General features: G+C 71.9%; 14 protein-coding genes. 5 read left to right on the top strand and 9 right to left on the bottom strand.

The window, feature by feature from the left end:
- Window positions 1–43: 43 nt before the first annotated feature.
- Together AB0M43_RS23400 and clpS are read right to left on the bottom strand one after the other, a co-directional pair.
- Window positions 44–535: a DUF2017 domain-containing protein gene (locus tag AB0M43_RS23400; RefSeq protein WP_363728029.1), complete on the bottom strand. Its 492-nt coding sequence runs from the start codon at window positions 533–535 to the stop codon at window positions 44–46.
- The gene (clpS, locus tag AB0M43_RS23395) at window positions 511–801 is read right to left on the bottom strand and encodes an ATP-dependent Clp protease adapter ClpS (protein ID WP_363727874.1); all 291 of its coding nucleotides are present in this window, start codon (window positions 799–801) and stop codon (window positions 511–513) included. Before clpS ends, AB0M43_RS23400 begins: the two co-directional genes overlap by 25 nt.
- Window positions 802–886: 85 nt before the next feature.
- On the opposite strand from clpS, the gene AB0M43_RS23390 reads away from it, so the two are divergent.
- The 3 genes from AB0M43_RS23390 (at window position 887) to AB0M43_RS23380 (ending at window position 3,263) form a co-directional block, all read left to right on the top strand.
- Entirely contained in the window at window positions 887–2,221 is a 1,335-nt protein-coding gene (locus tag AB0M43_RS23390; protein ID WP_363727873.1) for an AfsR/SARP family transcriptional regulator, read from the top strand.
- 35 nt (window positions 2,222–2,256) lie between these two features.
- The gene (locus tag AB0M43_RS23385) at window positions 2,257–2,661 is read left to right on the top strand and encodes a thioesterase family protein (protein WP_363727872.1); all 405 of its coding nucleotides are present in this window, start codon (window positions 2,257–2,259) and stop codon (window positions 2,659–2,661) included.
- Between the two features lie 107 nt (window positions 2,662–2,768).
- The gene (locus AB0M43_RS23380; RefSeq protein ID WP_363727871.1) at window positions 2,769–3,263 is read left to right on the top strand and encodes a carbonic anhydrase; all 495 of its coding nucleotides are present in this window, start codon (window positions 2,769–2,771) and stop codon (window positions 3,261–3,263) included.
- Window positions 3,264–3,445: 182 nt separating this feature from the next.
- Here AB0M43_RS23380 and AB0M43_RS23375 read toward each other — a convergent pair whose 3' ends face one another.
- Genes AB0M43_RS23375 through AB0M43_RS23360 form a run of 4 tightly spaced genes read right to left on the bottom strand, consistent with a single transcriptional unit; the run spans window position 3,446 to window position 8,572 of the window.
- Window positions 3,446–3,904, bottom strand: coding sequence for a cellulose binding domain-containing protein (locus AB0M43_RS23375; protein ID WP_363727870.1), 459 nt, complete (start codon window positions 3,902–3,904; stop codon window positions 3,446–3,448).
- Window positions 3,905–3,942: 38 nt separating this feature from the next.
- Window positions 3,943–6,651 (bottom strand): DUF2156 domain-containing protein, encoded by a 2,709-nt coding sequence (locus tag AB0M43_RS23370; protein WP_363727869.1) that lies wholly within the window; start codon window positions 6,649–6,651, stop codon window positions 3,943–3,945.
- Window positions 6,651–7,943, bottom strand: a complete 1,293-nt coding sequence (locus tag AB0M43_RS23365) for an alpha/beta hydrolase-fold protein (protein ID WP_363728028.1) — start codon at window positions 7,941–7,943, stop codon at window positions 6,651–6,653. Before AB0M43_RS23365 ends, AB0M43_RS23370 begins: the two co-directional genes overlap by 1 nt.
- A gap of 56 nt (window positions 7,944–7,999) precedes the next feature.
- Window positions 8,000–8,572, bottom strand: a complete 573-nt coding sequence (locus AB0M43_RS23360) for a helix-turn-helix domain-containing protein (RefSeq protein WP_363727868.1) — start codon at window positions 8,570–8,572, stop codon at window positions 8,000–8,002.
- A 78-nt stretch (window positions 8,573–8,650) separates the two neighbouring features.
- Here AB0M43_RS23360 and AB0M43_RS23355 point away from each other — a divergent pair, with 78 nt between their 5' ends.
- Both AB0M43_RS23355 and AB0M43_RS23350 read left to right on the top strand, forming a co-directional pair.
- The gene (locus AB0M43_RS23355; RefSeq protein WP_363727867.1) at window positions 8,651–9,787 is read left to right on the top strand and encodes an FtsX-like permease family protein; all 1,137 of its coding nucleotides are present in this window, start codon (window positions 8,651–8,653) and stop codon (window positions 9,785–9,787) included.
- On the top strand, window positions 9,787–10,401 hold the full coding sequence (locus AB0M43_RS23350) for an ABC transporter ATP-binding protein (RefSeq protein ID WP_363727866.1): 615 nt from the start codon (window positions 9,787–9,789) through the stop codon (window positions 10,399–10,401). The genes AB0M43_RS23355 and AB0M43_RS23350 overlap by 1 nt, the downstream gene beginning before the upstream one ends.
- A gap of 63 nt (window positions 10,402–10,464) precedes the next feature.
- On the opposite strand, the gene AB0M43_RS23345 is transcribed toward AB0M43_RS23350, so the two are convergent.
- From AB0M43_RS23345 to ctaD, 3 genes are all read right to left on the bottom strand, one after another.
- On the bottom strand, window positions 10,465–11,010 hold the full coding sequence (locus tag AB0M43_RS23345; protein ID WP_363727865.1) for an isochorismatase family protein: 546 nt from the start codon (window positions 11,008–11,010) through the stop codon (window positions 10,465–10,467).
- Window positions 11,011–11,012: 2 nt separating this feature from the next.
- Window positions 11,013–12,293: a nicotinate phosphoribosyltransferase gene (locus AB0M43_RS23340; protein WP_363727864.1), complete on the bottom strand. Its 1,281-nt coding sequence runs from the start codon at window positions 12,291–12,293 to the stop codon at window positions 11,013–11,015.
- Between the two features lie 150 nt (window positions 12,294–12,443).
- On the bottom strand, window positions 12,444–14,132 hold the full coding sequence (gene ctaD / locus AB0M43_RS23335) for a cytochrome c oxidase subunit I (protein ID WP_363727863.1): 1,689 nt from the start codon (window positions 14,130–14,132) through the stop codon (window positions 12,444–12,446).
- Between the last annotated feature and the right edge of the window lie 168 nt (window positions 14,133–14,300).

The following is a 14,300-nucleotide window of genomic DNA, read 5'->3' as shown; positions in this document are numbered from 1 at the left end:
CCATCGTACCGGCTGGGGGTACCGGCGGTCTCCATGGCATGGGTCACGACTGGCGCAGGGAGTCGATCAGGGATTCCTGGAGGTAGGACAGGTAGCCGTACACCGAGATCTGGAGGCCGCGCTCGTCGTCGGCGTCCTCGTACTCCTCCTCGATGTCGAAGTCGTCGTTGATCTCCAGCCGGGTGCCGAGGGCCAGCCGCACGTCGTTGACCGCCCGCAGCCAGGCGTCGGCCTGGTCCTCGGTGAGCACCGTGCGCTCGTCGAGGGTGTCGAGCACGACGGCCGCCGCGTCGACCTTCTCCTGCTTGAGATCGTCTTCGGTGTACCGGCGCAGCTCCGCCGCCTCCACCGGGTTGTCCGGGTAGATGTCCGGGAACAGCCGCTCGACCACCGGGTCGGCCCGGAGCCCGTCGGTGACCAGCCCGGACACCTCGGTGACCACCATCCGGAGGACGTCGATCTCCTCGGGGCGGAACGTCGCGACGATCTCGTCGCCCTTGCGGTAGAAGGTCACTGCTTCTCCACCGTCGCCCAGAGCCCGTAGCCGTGCAGGCGGGTGGCGTCGAACTCCATCCGCTCCTTCGCGCCGTGCGAGACGACGGCGCGGCCCTTGTGGTGCACGTCGAGCATCAGCTTCTCGGCCTTCTCCTTCGAGTACCCGAAGAGCTTCTGGAAGACCCATGTCACGTAGCTCATCAGGTTCACGGGATCGTTGTGCACCACGGTGATCCAGGGCCGGTCGGCCTCGAAGACCTCCTCGACCTCGGTCGCCTCGGCGGGCAGGGCCTGGGTGCCGGTCATTCCCTCACCCTAGCCCGAACCGCCCGGGAGGAAATCCCCCACCTCACCGCCCCGCACCCATGATCACGGGTACTAGCCTCACCCAATGGAGTTCCGGGTGCTCGGCGGCGTGGACGTGCTGGTGGACGGGGTGCCCGTGGACCTCGGCCAGCGCCGGATGGAACGCTGCCTCCTCGGCCTCCTCGCGCTCAACCTGAACGCCGCGCTGAGCATCGACCGCATGATCGACCTGCTCTGGGGCGAGGACGCGCCCGGCAGCGCCCGCGCCGCGCTGCACACCCACGTGTCCCGGCTCCGGACCGGGCTGGCCGCCGTGGACGCCGAGCGGCGCGGGTTCCGGCTCGCGACCCGGGCCGGCGGGTACGTGCTGGAGGGCGACCCCGCCCGGGTGGACGCGCACCGGTTCCGGGACCTGTGCCGGCGCGGGCAGGAGGCCACCGAACCGGCCGAGCGCCGCGCCCTGCTCGGCCCCGCCCTGGCGCTGTGGAAGGGCCGGCCGCTCGGCGCGCTGTCCACCCCCCGGATCCGGGGCGCGTACGGCCGGGGGCTGGAGGAGCTGCACCTGTCCGTGACGGAGCTGCGGATCGAGGCGGACCTGGCGCTGGGCGGGCACGAGGCCGTACTCCCCGAACTCGCCGCCCTGACCCGCACCCACCCGCTGCGGGAACGCCTGGTGGAGCTGCACCTGCTGGCCCTCTACCGCGCGGGCCGCCGCACCGAGGCCCTCGCCGTGTACGACCGGGCCAGCCGGCTGCTCGTCGACGCGACCGGGCTGGACCCCCGCGCGGAGCTGGACGACCTGCACCAGGCCATCGTGCGGCGCGATCCGGCGCTGGACCCGGCCCGCGCGCCGCTGCCGAGGACCGTGCCGGCGCTGCTGCCGCCGGACGTGGCCGGGTTCGTGGGGCGGCGGGAGGAGCTGGAGTTCCTCGACGGGCTGCTGCCGGGGCCGGGGCAGGCCGGGCCGCCGTCGGTGGTGATCAGCGCGGCGGGGGCCGTGGGGAAGACGGCGTTGGCGGTGCGGTGGGCGCACCGGGTGCGGGACCGGTTCCCGGACGGGCAGTTGTTCCTGGATCTGGCCGGGGCGCCGGCCGAGACCGGGACCGGGACCGGGACCGGGACCGGCGGCCCGCTGACGCCCGGGGCCGCGCTCGGCCTGCTGCTCGCGGCGCTCGGGGTGGCCGCCGAGTCCGTGCCCGAGGGGGTCGAGGAGGCCACGGACGTGTACCGCAGCCTGGTCGGCGACCGCCGGGTCCTGCTGGTCCTCGACAACGCCACGCACGCCGACCAGGTCCGGCCGCTGCTGCCGAGCAACCCGGGCAGCCTCACGGTGATCACGAGCCGGGACCGGTTGTCGAGCCTGATCGCGCTGAACGGGGCCGCCCGGCTCCTGCTGTCGCCCCTGCCGGGAGCGGTGTAGCAGGCCCGGACCCCCGCCCGTTGTAGGGTGCGGGCATGTCCCGAGCCGTCCACCACGCCCAGGTCCGCTGGTCCGATCCCGACCAGCTGGGGCACGTCAACCACGCCCGCTACCTGTCCTACTTCGAGGACGCCCGGATGGAACTGATCGGCACCTCGCCGTCGGGGCTGGCCGGGGCGCCGGGCGACCGGGGGTACATCGCGGCGCGGGTGGCGGTGGACTACCTGTACCCGGTGGAGTACCGGCCCGGGCTGAGTCTGCGGGTCGAGACCTGGGTGAGCCGGCTGGGCACGTCGTCCTGGACGCTGAGCCAGGAGCTGTTCGACGGCGAGGCCCCGGTGGCCCGCTGCGAGTGCGTCCTGGTCGCGTACTCCTACGCCGACCGCGCCTCGCGCCCCCTCGACGACGACGAGCGCGCCTTCTGGAAGGAACTCTCCTAGCCACCCGTCCCCGGGCGGCCCGGCTCCGAACTAGGCACGAATTCCCTACTTGTTCAGTAGGAGTAATGGGGATAACGTTTCCGTAACCCGATCCGAGGAGGTCTCCCATGACCGTGACCGACGAACTGGTCTCCAGTGCCGCCGACTACGCCGCGAGCTTCGACAAGGGCCACCTGCCCCTCCCGCCCGGCCGGGGCGTGGCCGTCGTGGCCTGCATGGACGCCCGACTCAACCCGTACGGACTGCTGGGCCTCTCCGAGGGCGACGCGCACGTCATCCGCAACGCGGGCGGCGGCGTCACCCCGGACGTGCTGCGCAGCCTGGCCATCAGCCAGCGCCTGCTCGGCACCCGGGAGATCGTGCTGATCCACCACACCGACTGCGGGATGGTCACGTTCACCGACGACGAGTTCAAGGCCGGGATCGAGGCCGAGACCGGGCTGCGTCCGCCGTGGGCCGCCGAGACGTTCCCGGACGCGGGCGAGGACGTGCGCCAGTCGATCCGCCGGGTGCTGGCCGACCCGTTCGTGCCGCACAAGGACGCGGTGCGCGGGTTCGTCTACGACGTGCACACCGGCGCGCTGGTCGAGATCAAGGAATAGGCCACGTCGGCCGGGGTTCCCAACAGCCCCGGCCGGCGTCTCGCTCCCGGCCCGCGCGCCCAGGACCCGCGCGGGTCGGCACGGGAAGCCCGGGCCGGCCCGGGCGAGCCCGGCACCCCGGCGGGCCGGCACCCCAGTGGGCCGGCACCCCGGCGGGCCAGCGGCCCGTCAGCCCCGCCTCGTCAGGTCAGCACATGGCAGGGCTTCCCCCGCATCACACACGCCGTCACCGGACTCCCGATCGACTCCCCGGCCGGCTTGCGCGCCAGGAACCGGTACGTCACCTGCGCCCCGGGCGCCACCGGATCCCCGCCCTCGGACTGCCAGAAGTCCACCTTGGTGTCCGTCTGCCGGTACTCCATCCCCCACGCCTCGCGCACCGAGATCTCCGGCAGCACCGACATCGCCAACTCCCAGCCCCGGACCGGGTCCGCGCCGTGGTTGGTGAACGTCAGGCGGCCGTCGAAGCCGGTGTCCCACACGTCGATCACGCAGAACGTGACGTCCACGCCGTGCGGGTCGGGGGTCGCGGACGGCACGTCGGGGCAGTGCGCGGTGGCCGGCGGGGACGGGGAGCTCCAGGCCGGTACGGGGGCGGCGAGGAGCACCGCCGCAGCCGCTAGTACAAGGCGGGCGAACATGAGCAAACCGTACCTTGTCAAGACCCAAATAGTGCGAATTATCCGACCACTTTGCGGACCAGTCGCAGCCCCTGGGCCGGGGTGAGGTGTGGTAGGTAGGCCCGGCCGATCGCGCTGGCGATGGTGGGCAGCGCCGCCGGGTCCGGGTACGCCATGAACATGGGCCGGTACACCGGCTGGAACTTCGCCTTGAACGCGAACAGCGACCGGAACCCGTACACCGGCTCCAGGGTGCGGCCGGTGAAGTCGAGCAGCTTCTGCAGCGCGCCCGGGTCGTCGCCCCGGTCCAGCCGGGCCAGCGGCGCGCCGGACAGCGACAGGAACTCCGCGCCCTCCTCCTTGAAGCCGAGCGCCGCCGAGGCGATCAGGAACTCCATCACGCCCCGGAAGTCGGTGGCGCCCCGGCGCATGAAGTCCAGCGTCCAGCCGACCTCCGCGCCGTCCCGGTACACCGGAAGCCAGCTCGTCACGCCGTGCACCCTGCCGTCCGCGTCGACGGCGACCAGGCACCGGACCCGGGGGTCGTCGAGTTCGGTCAGGCTGCCCAGGGTGAAGCCCATCTCCGGCAGGCCCTTGTCCGCGACCCAGTCCTCGGAGATCTCCCGGATCTGCTCGCTGATCGACAGCGGGGCCTCCGGGAACCGCCACCACTGGGCCGTGATGCCGGCCTTGGTCGCGTTGTTCAGCGCGGTGCGCACGTCCTGCCACTTCTTGCCGGAGAACTTGAGCTCCGGCAGCGGTAGGACCGTGTCCTCGGCGACCTGCACGGCACTCCAGCCCAGCTCCTCGGCGGCGAGCCGGACGTCCTCGGTGACGCTGTAGAAGCACGGGGTCCAGCCGTTGGTCTGGCAGAAGTCCGCGAACCCGGCCACCGCCGCGCGCCGGCCGGCCGGTTCGCCGAACGGGTCGCCGGTCGTGACGGCCACGCCGCCGATCACCCGGTAGGCCACGGCCGCGTCGCCGGTGACCGCGAACCAGTAGTCGTTGCCCTCCCAGGTGGTCATGTAGGACAGGTTCGAGCCGCCCTGGGTGAGCAGCGCGCGGGCCCGGTCGGCCGCGCCCGGCTCGCTGGTGGTGCGGCTGCGCAGGAACAGGGCGAGCAGGCCGACCAGGATCACGACCCAGAAGACCATTCCGGTGTACCCGAACAGCAGCTTGGCCACGTCGCCCTTCGGCAGCAGCCGCACCCCGAAGAAGTCCGCGTACCCGGTGGGCAGCAGCCGCACCGGCAGGTCCAGCAGCAGGTCCGCCGTCGTCGGCTCGGGGTCGAACTGGTCGGCCACCAGCTGCCCGATCCACACGTACCCGAAGCCGACCACGGCCAGGGTGCCCGCCACGTACAGGCCGAAGCCGACCAGGTTCGTCCGGGGCACCCGGACCGCGAAGTGCCGCCGGGTGGCCAGCAGGACCACGACGGTCGCCACGCACAGCAGCACCGGTTCGAGGTAGCTGAACAGGATCCAGCCGGTCTGGGGCTTGCTGCCGGGGTAGTCGTCGGGCAACGGGTGCCGCAGGTACTGGTACGCCGACCAGGCCACCAGCGCGATCATGAACAGGTTGACCACCAGGCCCAGCCACCAGGCCAGCCGGCGGCCCCGGCGCAGCCCCTCGGCGATCACGAGGAGCAGCAGGGCCGGGGCCAGGCCGAGCAGCAGCCCGGGGAGCCCGCGCAGCGCGTCGCCGGCCAGCGCCCGCCGGCAGTCCAGCGCGAACTCCGGGTCCGCGCACGTGTTGGCGACCTCCTCCGGGGTCCACGCGGGGTAGACGAGCAGGTCCCGGTACGTGGACAGCGGGCCGATCGCGTAGTCCACCACGACGGTGAGCATCGCGCCGAGCGCGCCGACGGCCACCACCATCGCGACGAGGACCCGGGTCTCGGCGTGCGAGGGCGCGCCGATCCGCCGGCTCCGGACCGACCGGCCGAACACGAGCAGGCCGGCCACCAGGCCGATCACGCCGCCGCACAGGCGTTGCAGGTCGATGATGTGCCCGACGTACAGCGCCCAGGTCAGCAGGCCGGCGATCAGCAGCAGCCGGACCCGGCGGCGCCACAGGGCCGACAGCCCGAACGTGGCGGCCAGCGCCAGGCCGGCGGCGGCCGGGGAGGCGCCCATCTCGTTGTAGGTGCTGATCGAGAACAGCCAGTCCTCCTCGGCGCGCTCGCCGAGCCAGATGATCCCGACGGTCAGGAGCGCGCCGCCGACCTGGCTGACCAGCATCAGGCCGAGCAGCCGCCACACCCCGACCCGGCGCTCGACGGAGACGCCGACGACCAGTACCAGGAGAGTGGTCGTGAGGTAGTTGACGAAGCCGGTGCAGTAGACCACCGAGGTCAGGGGGCTCCACCAGTGCCCGTCGCGGAACGCCTGCAGGCCCAGGCCCCACTTCTCGACGGCGGCCTCGGTGGGGCCGTGCGCGATGGTGCCCTTGACGAGGCCGATGATCCACAGGGCCGCCACCAGGGCCAGGGTGACCGGGGCGTGGGTGATCGCCGCCCAGACGGCCACGGCGACGCTCCGCAGCTTCGAGGGGACCACGGGGGTACTCGGCGCGAGCGGCTCGGCCGGGGTGACCGGGTCGGCGGCGGCCGGGGCCTGGGCCTGGGCCACTTTGCCGGCCGGAGCCCGGCCGCCCGGAGCCGGGGCCGGGCCGCCCGGAGCCGGGGCCGGGCCGCCCGGAGCCGGGGCCTTCGGCCCGGTCACAGCCGGTGCCGGGCCGCCGGGGCCGTCCACGGGGTCGGTGGTCATCAGTGCGTCATCCCCGTTCGTTGGGCCAGCCAGGGCAGCGACAGGTCGAGGCTGTCCAGCCAGACGATCGCGTCGTGCCCGCCGGGCCGCTCGATGAACTTCACGGCCACGCCGGCCTTCCGCAGGGCGGCGGCCACCTCGCGCTGCTCCGGAAGGTACACCCTGTCCCTGAGACCGACGGCGACGACGGCGGCGCTGTCCGGGAGCCGCCTGGTGGCCAGGATGTCCAGCGGGTTGTACGCCGCGAACCGCGCCGCGTCGCCGCCGAACACGGTGTCCACAGTGTCCTTGCGGTTGCCGACCGTCGGCTCGCGCTGCCCGGAGATGTCGATGAACGACGGATAGACCTCGGGCGCCCGGACGCCGAGCTGCAACGCGCAGGTGCCGCCGTGCGAGTAGCCGCCGATCGCCCAGGACCGGGGGTTCGGGTCGACCTGGAGGTTGGCCCGGATCCAGGCCGGCACGTCCGTCTTCAGGTACGTCTCGACGTTGCCCAGCCGCCCGTCCGCGCACAGTGGATTCTGCGGCACCGTGCCCAGGTCGTCGGGGAACACCACCACCGGGGCGAGCCCGTCGTGCGTGTTGGCGAACCGGTCCAGCCGCTCCTTGAGCCCGAACGTGAACCAGTCGGCGGTACTGCCCGGCTGGCCGGCGAGCAGCACCAGCACGGGCAGCTGCGCCCGGGGCGTGGTCAGGTACGCCGGCGGCAGGTACACCCGGGCGATCCGTGGTTTCCAGCCGGACGTCGTGCCCGGGATCTCGACCTCGGACACCGCGCCCTGGGTCGGCATCCCGGACGGCGGCTTCCACACGTCACTGAGCGTCTTCCCGGCCGGGGCGGTCACGAGGGCGCGGTCGCCGGGGTGGAACTCGGTGGTCTGCACGTTCAGGCCGAGGACGGCGCGCAGGGACGGGTAGAACGCGTACACCTTGTTGATCTGCAGGGCGGACATGGCGAGGACCGGCAGCACGGCCAGCACCACCCCGGCGCGCCCCCACCAGCGCAGGCGCGGGAACGCGGCCCCGGCGAGCCCGGCGGCGAGCAGGGTCGCGCCGGCCCAGCCGACCAGGCTGTCGGGGAGCTTGTCGGGGAACGGCTTGAACCAGTTGTCGACCGCGTACTTGACCCCGAAGGCGAGGCCGAGCGCCGCGAGCGCGCTGATCGGCACCACCCGGGTCCACCAGGTCCGACCACGGCGGGTGAGCAGGAACGCGAGGCAGCACAGGCCGATCACGGTGACCACGATGGGCAGTGGACCCCTGACCAGAGACCAGTTCAGCGGATTGGCCATCGTCACCCCGTTCACGCTACCAAGGGTGACGGTACCGATATGACCATCAATGGGGGCTAGATCCCGGAAACTCCGTGCAGAATCTGACCGACGGTCACTGTGATCAAAGCCTCCGAGTCGGCGACCGGCAGCCGGTTCGCGGACTCCACAATCGCCTGCACCAACATGGCGCGCAGCCGGGCCTCGGCGACCCCGGCCTCCTCCAGCACCCCGATCAGGGGCTCCAGCAGGCGCAGGTGGCCGTCGCGGATCCGCTGCCGGGCGTCGTCGGGCAGCGCGTGCGCGGACAGGGCCACGGCCGCGGCGTGCCGGCCGTCGCGCATCAGCTCCAACTGCATCCGCACGTACGACTCGATCTTGGCGGCGAGGGGGGCGTCCCCGGCGAGCGAGTCGGCGACCAGCTCCGTCCAGCGCGGCAGCTCGTCTTCGATGATCGCGGCGGCCAGGTCCTCGCGGGACTTGAAGTACTCGTACAGGCTCGGGCGGCTCAGGCCGACCCGCTTGGCCAGGTTCGCCAGGGTCAGCGCCTCGGGGCCACCCTCCGTGACGAGGTCGCGGCCCGCCTCCAGCAACGTCACCAGTCGCCGGGAACGGTGCTCGGCGACGGTGGGCGCGCTGATCCGGGGCATAGGGGGATCATAACGGGCCTTGCGTTTCCGACACTGCGTAGGTATGTTTGCCGACAACTTGTAGGAAAGGTTGTCCCCATGTGGTTCCTCGCCTGGCGCGAGATCAGACACAGCCGCGTCCGCTTCGGCCTCCTGGCCACCCTCGTCGCCCTCGTCGCCTACCTCGTGTTCGTCATGACCGGGCTCGCCGTCGGGCTCGGCGAGGCCTCGGTCTCCGGCCTGCGGCACCTGCCCGCCGACCAGCTCGTCTTCGCCAGCAACGTCCAGCGCTCCCTCGACCGCAGCGACCTGCCGGGCGACCTCGGGACGCGGCTCACGGCGGCCGGCGCGCGGACTGCGACCCCGGTCGGCTTCTCGATGGCCAACCTGGCGGCCGGGGAGGACGTGGTCTCGGTCGGGCTCCTCGGCTGGCCGACGACAGGCTCCACGGCCGGGGGCCAGCCCAGCACCCCGGCTCCCGGCGGCGCGGCGGGCAGGGCCGCCCCCGGCTGGGACGGCACCGGCCTGCTGCTCGACCGGTCCGCCGCCGACAAGGGTCTCCGGGTCGGCCAGACCGTGCGGGTCCAGCCCGGCGGCGTCGAGCTGACCGTCAGCGGGTTCGCCGACCTGGGCACCTACTCGCACACCCCGATGGCCTACGTCCCCCTCACCACCTGGCAGCAGATCCGCCGCACCCCCGACCGGGTCTCCGCCTACCTGATCGAGGGCCACGTCGGCATCGAGGGCGCCACCGGAAAGAAGGACGTGGCCGGAGCCGAGGGCAAGGTCCGGGGCGTCCCCGGCGCCGAGGCCGTGGACCTGGACACGGCCATCACCTCCGTCCCCAGCTACGCCGCCGAGACCGGCACCGTGAACCTGATCCGCTCGTTCCTCTACGCCGGAGCGGCCCTCCTGATCGGCACCGTCTTCTGGATCCTCACCCTGCAGAAGGAGGGCTCCCTGGCCGTCCTGCGGGCGACGGGCGCGCGACGGGGCCTGCTGCTCGGCTCGTACCTGATGGAGGTGCTCGTCACCCTCGGCGCGGGGGTCGCGGTCAGCGCGGGGGCGGCGTTCGCCAGTGCGGCCCTGCTGCCGGCCGGGGTGTTCCTGCTGACGGTCGGCGACACGCTCGGGGCGGCGGCGCTGCTCACGGTGCTCGCGCTCCTCGGCTCGCTGGTGTCGATGCGCCGGCTGCTCACCGTCGACCCGCTGCTCAGCCTCGGAAGGAGCGTCTGATGCTCGCCCTGACCGCGATCACGCACGCCTACGGCGCCGTCGAGGTGCTGCACGGCGTCGACCTGACCGTCCCCGGCGGGGAACTCGTGGCCCTGCTCGGCCCGTCGGGCTCCGGCAAGACCACCCTGCTCGCCATCGCGGGCGGCCTGCTGTCCCCCACCTCGGGCACCGTTTCGACACCCGGCCGGCCCGCGTTCGTCCTCCAGGGCGGCGCGCTGATCCCCTACCTGACCGTCGCGGAGAACCTGCTGGTCCGCCGGGTGGTGGCCGGCGCGCGGATCACGGCCGCCGACAGGACCCGGGCCGGTGAGATCCTCGACGCCGTGGACCTGGGGAAACTCGCCGACCGCCATCCCGCGCAACTGTCCGGCGGCGAGAAGCAGCGGACCTGTGTCGCGCAGGCCCTGTTCACCGGCGCCCCGGTGCTGCTGGCCGACGAGCCGACCTCGGCCCTCGACCGGGAACGCGGCCGGGCGGTGATGGAACTGCTCCGCCGCCAGGCCCACGAGCACGGCGCGGCGGTCCTGATCGCCACCCACGACGAGCGCTCCCTGGACCTGGTCGACCGGGTGGAACGCATCGACGACGGCGCCCTGCTGGTCGCCGCACACTGAGAACACAGATCAAGAGCGCCTTCATCGGGTACCCGGAGGAGCGCGCTCTTGATCTGTGTCCGGTCAGGCGATCGTCACGCCCGCCGCGCGCAGGTCCTCCAGGGCCCGGTCCGTCGACTCGGGGGCCACGCCCGCCGTCAGGTCCGTCAGCACCGTCGTCGTGAAGCCCTCGCGGGCCGCGTCCAGCGCCGTGGCCCGGACGCAGTAGTCGGTGGCGATGCCCACCACGTCGACCTCCATCACGCCCCGCTCCCGGAGCCACCCGGCCAGGGTGACGCCCTCGGCCGCGCCCTCGAAGCCGGAGTACGCCGCCGCGTACTCGCCCTTGTGGAACACCGCCTCGATCCGGTCGGTGTTCAGCGCCGGGTGGAACTCCTGCCCGGCGGTGCCGACGACGCAGTGCACCGGCCACGAGTGCACGTAGTCGGGGGTGTCGCTGAAGTGGTCGCCCGGGTCGATGTGGTGGTCCTGGGTGGCGACCACGTGGTCCCACGGGCCCGAGAGCAGCGCGTCGGTCACGCCGGCCGCGACGGCCGCGCCGCCGGCCACCGCCAGGGAACCGCCCTCGCAGAAGTCGTTCTGCACGTCGACAATGATCAGTGCGCGCATCGCTAGTGTCCTTCGGTCACGCTGACGGGGATGGCCGGGTCGCCGGGTGACAGCTTGAGGCCCTCCCACGGGATGGAGATCAGGCAGTCGCGCAGGTGCGCCCGGCTCTCCGCCAGCGTAGGCAGGCCGGCCACGACGGCGCCAGAGCGCACGTACGGCCGCTGGAGCGCCCGGTCGCCCGCCAGCGCCTCGGGCACGCCCTGGGACACCACGACCTCCTCGGTGGCCGTACCCGTGGGCTTGTGCCGGCGGACCGCCGTCTTGCGGCCCCCGATGCTCTTCTTGTTCTCGCTGCGCTTCACGACCGGGCGCCCGTCGACCTCGACCAGCTTGTAGACCAGGCCGGCGGTGGGCGCGCCGGAGCCGACCACGACGGCCGTGCCCGCGCCGTACGCGTCGACGGGTTCGGCCGCCAGCGCCGCGATCGCGTACTCGTCCAGGTCGCCCGACACGATGATCTTCGTGTCCGGGGCACCCAGCTGGTCGAGCTGGTCGCGGGACTGCTGGGCCATCACGGCCAGGTCGCCCGAGTCGATCCGGATCGCGCCCAGCCGGGAGCCGGCCACCTCGACGGCGTTGATGATGCCCTGCCGGATGTCGTAGGTGTCCACCAGCAGCGTGGTGCCCTCGCCGAGGGAGGCCACCTGTGACGCGAAGGCCGCCTTCTCGTCGTCGTGCAGCAGGGTGAACGCGTGCGCGGCCGTGCCGGCGGTCGGCACCCCGTAGCGCTGGCCCGCGGCCAGGTTCGACGTGGACGAGAACCCCGCGATGTACGCCGCCCGGGCGCAGGCCACCGCCGCCGCCTCGTGGGTGCGCCGCGAACCCATCTCGATGATCGGCCGGCCCCGGGCCGCCGTGACCATCCGGGCCGCCGCCGCCGCGATGGCGCAGTCGTGGTTCAGGATCGACAACAGCAGGGTCTCCAGCACCACGCACTCGGCGAACGTGCCCGTGACGGTCAGCAGCGGCGAGCCGGGGAACCACAGCTCGCCCTCGACGTACCCGTCGATGTCGCCCGTGAACCGGTAGTCGGCGAGCCACTCGGCCATCCGGTCGTCCACGATCCGCCGGGAGGACAGGAACTCCAGCTCCGCGTGGTCGAACCGGAAGTCCCTGAGCTGCTCGATGAAGCGGCCGGTGCCGGCCACCACCCCGTAGCGGCGGCCGTTGGGCAGCCGGCGACCGAAGGCCTCGAACACACAGGGCCGGTCGGCGGTGCCGTCGCGCAAGGCGGCGGACACCATCGTGAGCTCGTACTGGTCAGTGAAGAAAGAGGCCGTCACGTTGATCAGCTTAGGCCGACCGCGCCACGGGTCCGGCCCGCTCGGAGTGATCCGCACCACGGGCCGCGAGCCGGGCCGCGTGGGGCCGCGCACCGGGCGCACGGAAACGGGCCCTCCCCCACCTGGGGAAGGGCCCGCGTCACGATCCGTCTAATCCTTGGGAGAACCGCTCACAGCCGGCGGCTTGTACCCGGGGACCAGCTCCGGGAACTTCTCGTCGAAGGCCGGCCGCTCGGAGCGGATCCGGGGCATCGAGTCGAAGTTACGCAGCGGCGGCGGGCACGTGGTCGACCACTCCAGCGAGGCGCCGTAGCCCCACGGGTCGTTCTCGGTGACCGTCCGGCCGGCCTTGTACGACTTCCACACGTTCCACAGGAACGGCAGGGTCGAGAAGCCGGTGATGAACGCGCCGATCGTGGAGATCTGGTTGAGCGTGGTGAAGCCGTCGCGCTCCTGGTAGTCGAAGTACCGGCGCGGCATGCCCTCCGTACCCAGCCAGTGCTGCACGAGGAACGTGGTGTGGAAGCCGATCGTGGTCAGCCAGAAGTGCACCTTGCCCAGGCGCTCGTCGAGCATCCGGCCGAACATCTTCGGGAACCAGAAGTAGATGCCGGCGTACACCGCGTAGACGATGGTGCCGAAGAGCACGTAGTGGAAGTGGGCCACCACGAAGTACGTGTCGGACACGTGGAAGTCGATCGGCGGGGCCGCGAGCAGCACGCCCGACAGGCCGCCGAAGAGGAACGTGACCAGGAAGCCCAGCGAGAACAGCATCGGCGTCTCGAAGGTCAGCTGGCCGCGCCACATGGTGCCGATCCAGTTGAAGAACTTGATGCCGGTCGGGACCGCGATCAGGAAGCTCAGCAGCGAGAAGAACGGCAGCAGCACCTGGCCGGTGACGAACATGTGGTGCGCCCACACCGTCATCGACAGGGCCGCGATGCCCAGCGTCGCGCCGACCAGGCCCTTGTAGCCGAAGATCGGCTTGCGGGAGAAGACCGGGAAGATCTCGGAGACGATGCCGAAGAACGGCAGCGCCACGATGTACACCTCGGGGTGCCCGAAGAACCAGAACAGGTGCTGCCAGAGCATGGCGCCACCGGTCTCGGAGTCGAACACGTGCGCGCCGAGGATCCGGTCGGCGGCCAGCCCGGAGAGGGCGGCGGCCAGGATCGGGAAGACCATCAGCACGAGGAGGCTGGTGACCAGCAGGTTCCACGTGAAGATCGGCATCCGGAACATCGTCATGCCGGGGGCGCGCAGGGTCAGGATGGTCGTGACCATGTTGACCGCGCCGAGGATCGTGCCCAGACCGGAGATGATCAGGCCGACGATCCACATGTCCGCGCCGGCACCCGGGGAGTGCGCGACGTCGGTCAGCGGCGAGTACGCGAACCAGCCGAAGTCGGCCGCGCCGTTCGGGGTGGCGAAACCCAGGACGACGATCGTGCCGCCGAACAGGTAGAGCCAGTAGGCGAACGCGTTCAGCCGGGGGAACGAGACGTCCGGCGCGCCGATCTGGAGCGGGACGATGTAGTTGCCGAAGGCGAACACGATCGGCGTCGCGAACAGCAGCAGCATGATCGTGCCGTGCATCGTGAACGCCTGGTTGTACTGCTCCGCCGACAGGAACTGGCCACCGGGCTGGGCCAGCTCCGCGCGCATCAAGAGGGCCAGGAAGCCGCCGATGATGAAGAACGCGAAGGCCGTGACCATGTACATGATCCCGATCTGCTTCGCGTCCGTGGTACGGAGTAGCCGGGCGAACGCCGATCCCTTGATGCCCTGGTGCACTGGCCAGGGGCGGGTCACTATCGGCTTCGGCTCGACAGCAGTCACGATCCGTCCTCCATCGCTGCTGGTGTACTGGCAGGCCAGAAATAGCCTGGCCGTATCCCGGACGCAGAATAGTCCTTCAGGGCCGCTCCCACCCCAACGGGTGGCAAAAACGCGCCGAGAGATCGTTTGGTTACCACCAGTCACACCCTACCCACGAGTAGGTAAGGA

It is taken from the genome of Longispora sp. NPDC051575, from assembly GCF_040681875.1.
Classification (GTDB): domain Bacteria; phylum Actinomycetota; class Actinomycetes; order Mycobacteriales; family Micromonosporaceae; genus Longispora.
Note: the sequence above shows the minus strand (reverse complement) of the source record. Positions and strands in the feature narration are given on the sequence as shown.

Excerpts from the sequence above, each read along its gene's own strand:
- AB0M43_RS23390 (WP_363727873.1), top strand. The coding sequence starts at position 887 with ATGGAGTTCCGGGTGCTCGGCGGCGTGGACGTGCTGGTGGACGGGGTG.
- clpS (WP_363727874.1), bottom strand. The coding sequence starts at position 801 with ATGACCGGCACCCAGGCCCTGCCCGCCGAGGCGACCGAGGTCGAGGAG.
- AB0M43_RS23350 (WP_363727866.1), top strand. The coding sequence starts at position 9,787 with ATGCTCGCCCTGACCGCGATCACGCACGCCTACGGCGCCGTCGAGGTG.
- AB0M43_RS23375 (WP_363727870.1), bottom strand. The coding sequence starts at position 3,904 with ATGTTCGCCCGCCTTGTACTAGCGGCTGCGGCGGTGCTCCTCGCCGCC.
- AB0M43_RS23370 (WP_363727869.1), bottom strand. The coding sequence starts at position 6,651 with ATGACCACCGACCCCGTGGACGGCCCCGGCGGCCCGGCACCGGCTGTG.
- AB0M43_RS23360 (WP_363727868.1), bottom strand. The coding sequence starts at position 8,572 with ATGCCCCGGATCAGCGCGCCCACCGTCGCCGAGCACCGTTCCCGGCGA.
- AB0M43_RS23345 (WP_363727865.1), bottom strand. The coding sequence starts at position 11,010 with ATGCGCGCACTGATCATTGTCGACGTGCAGAACGACTTCTGCGAGGGC.
- AB0M43_RS23380 (WP_363727871.1), top strand. The coding sequence starts at position 2,769 with ATGACCGTGACCGACGAACTGGTCTCCAGTGCCGCCGACTACGCCGCG.
- AB0M43_RS23385 (WP_363727872.1), top strand. The coding sequence starts at position 2,257 with ATGTCCCGAGCCGTCCACCACGCCCAGGTCCGCTGGTCCGATCCCGAC.
- AB0M43_RS23355 (WP_363727867.1), top strand. The coding sequence starts at position 8,651 with ATGTGGTTCCTCGCCTGGCGCGAGATCAGACACAGCCGCGTCCGCTTC.
- AB0M43_RS23365 (WP_363728028.1), bottom strand. The coding sequence starts at position 7,943 with ATGGCCAATCCGCTGAACTGGTCTCTGGTCAGGGGTCCACTGCCCATC.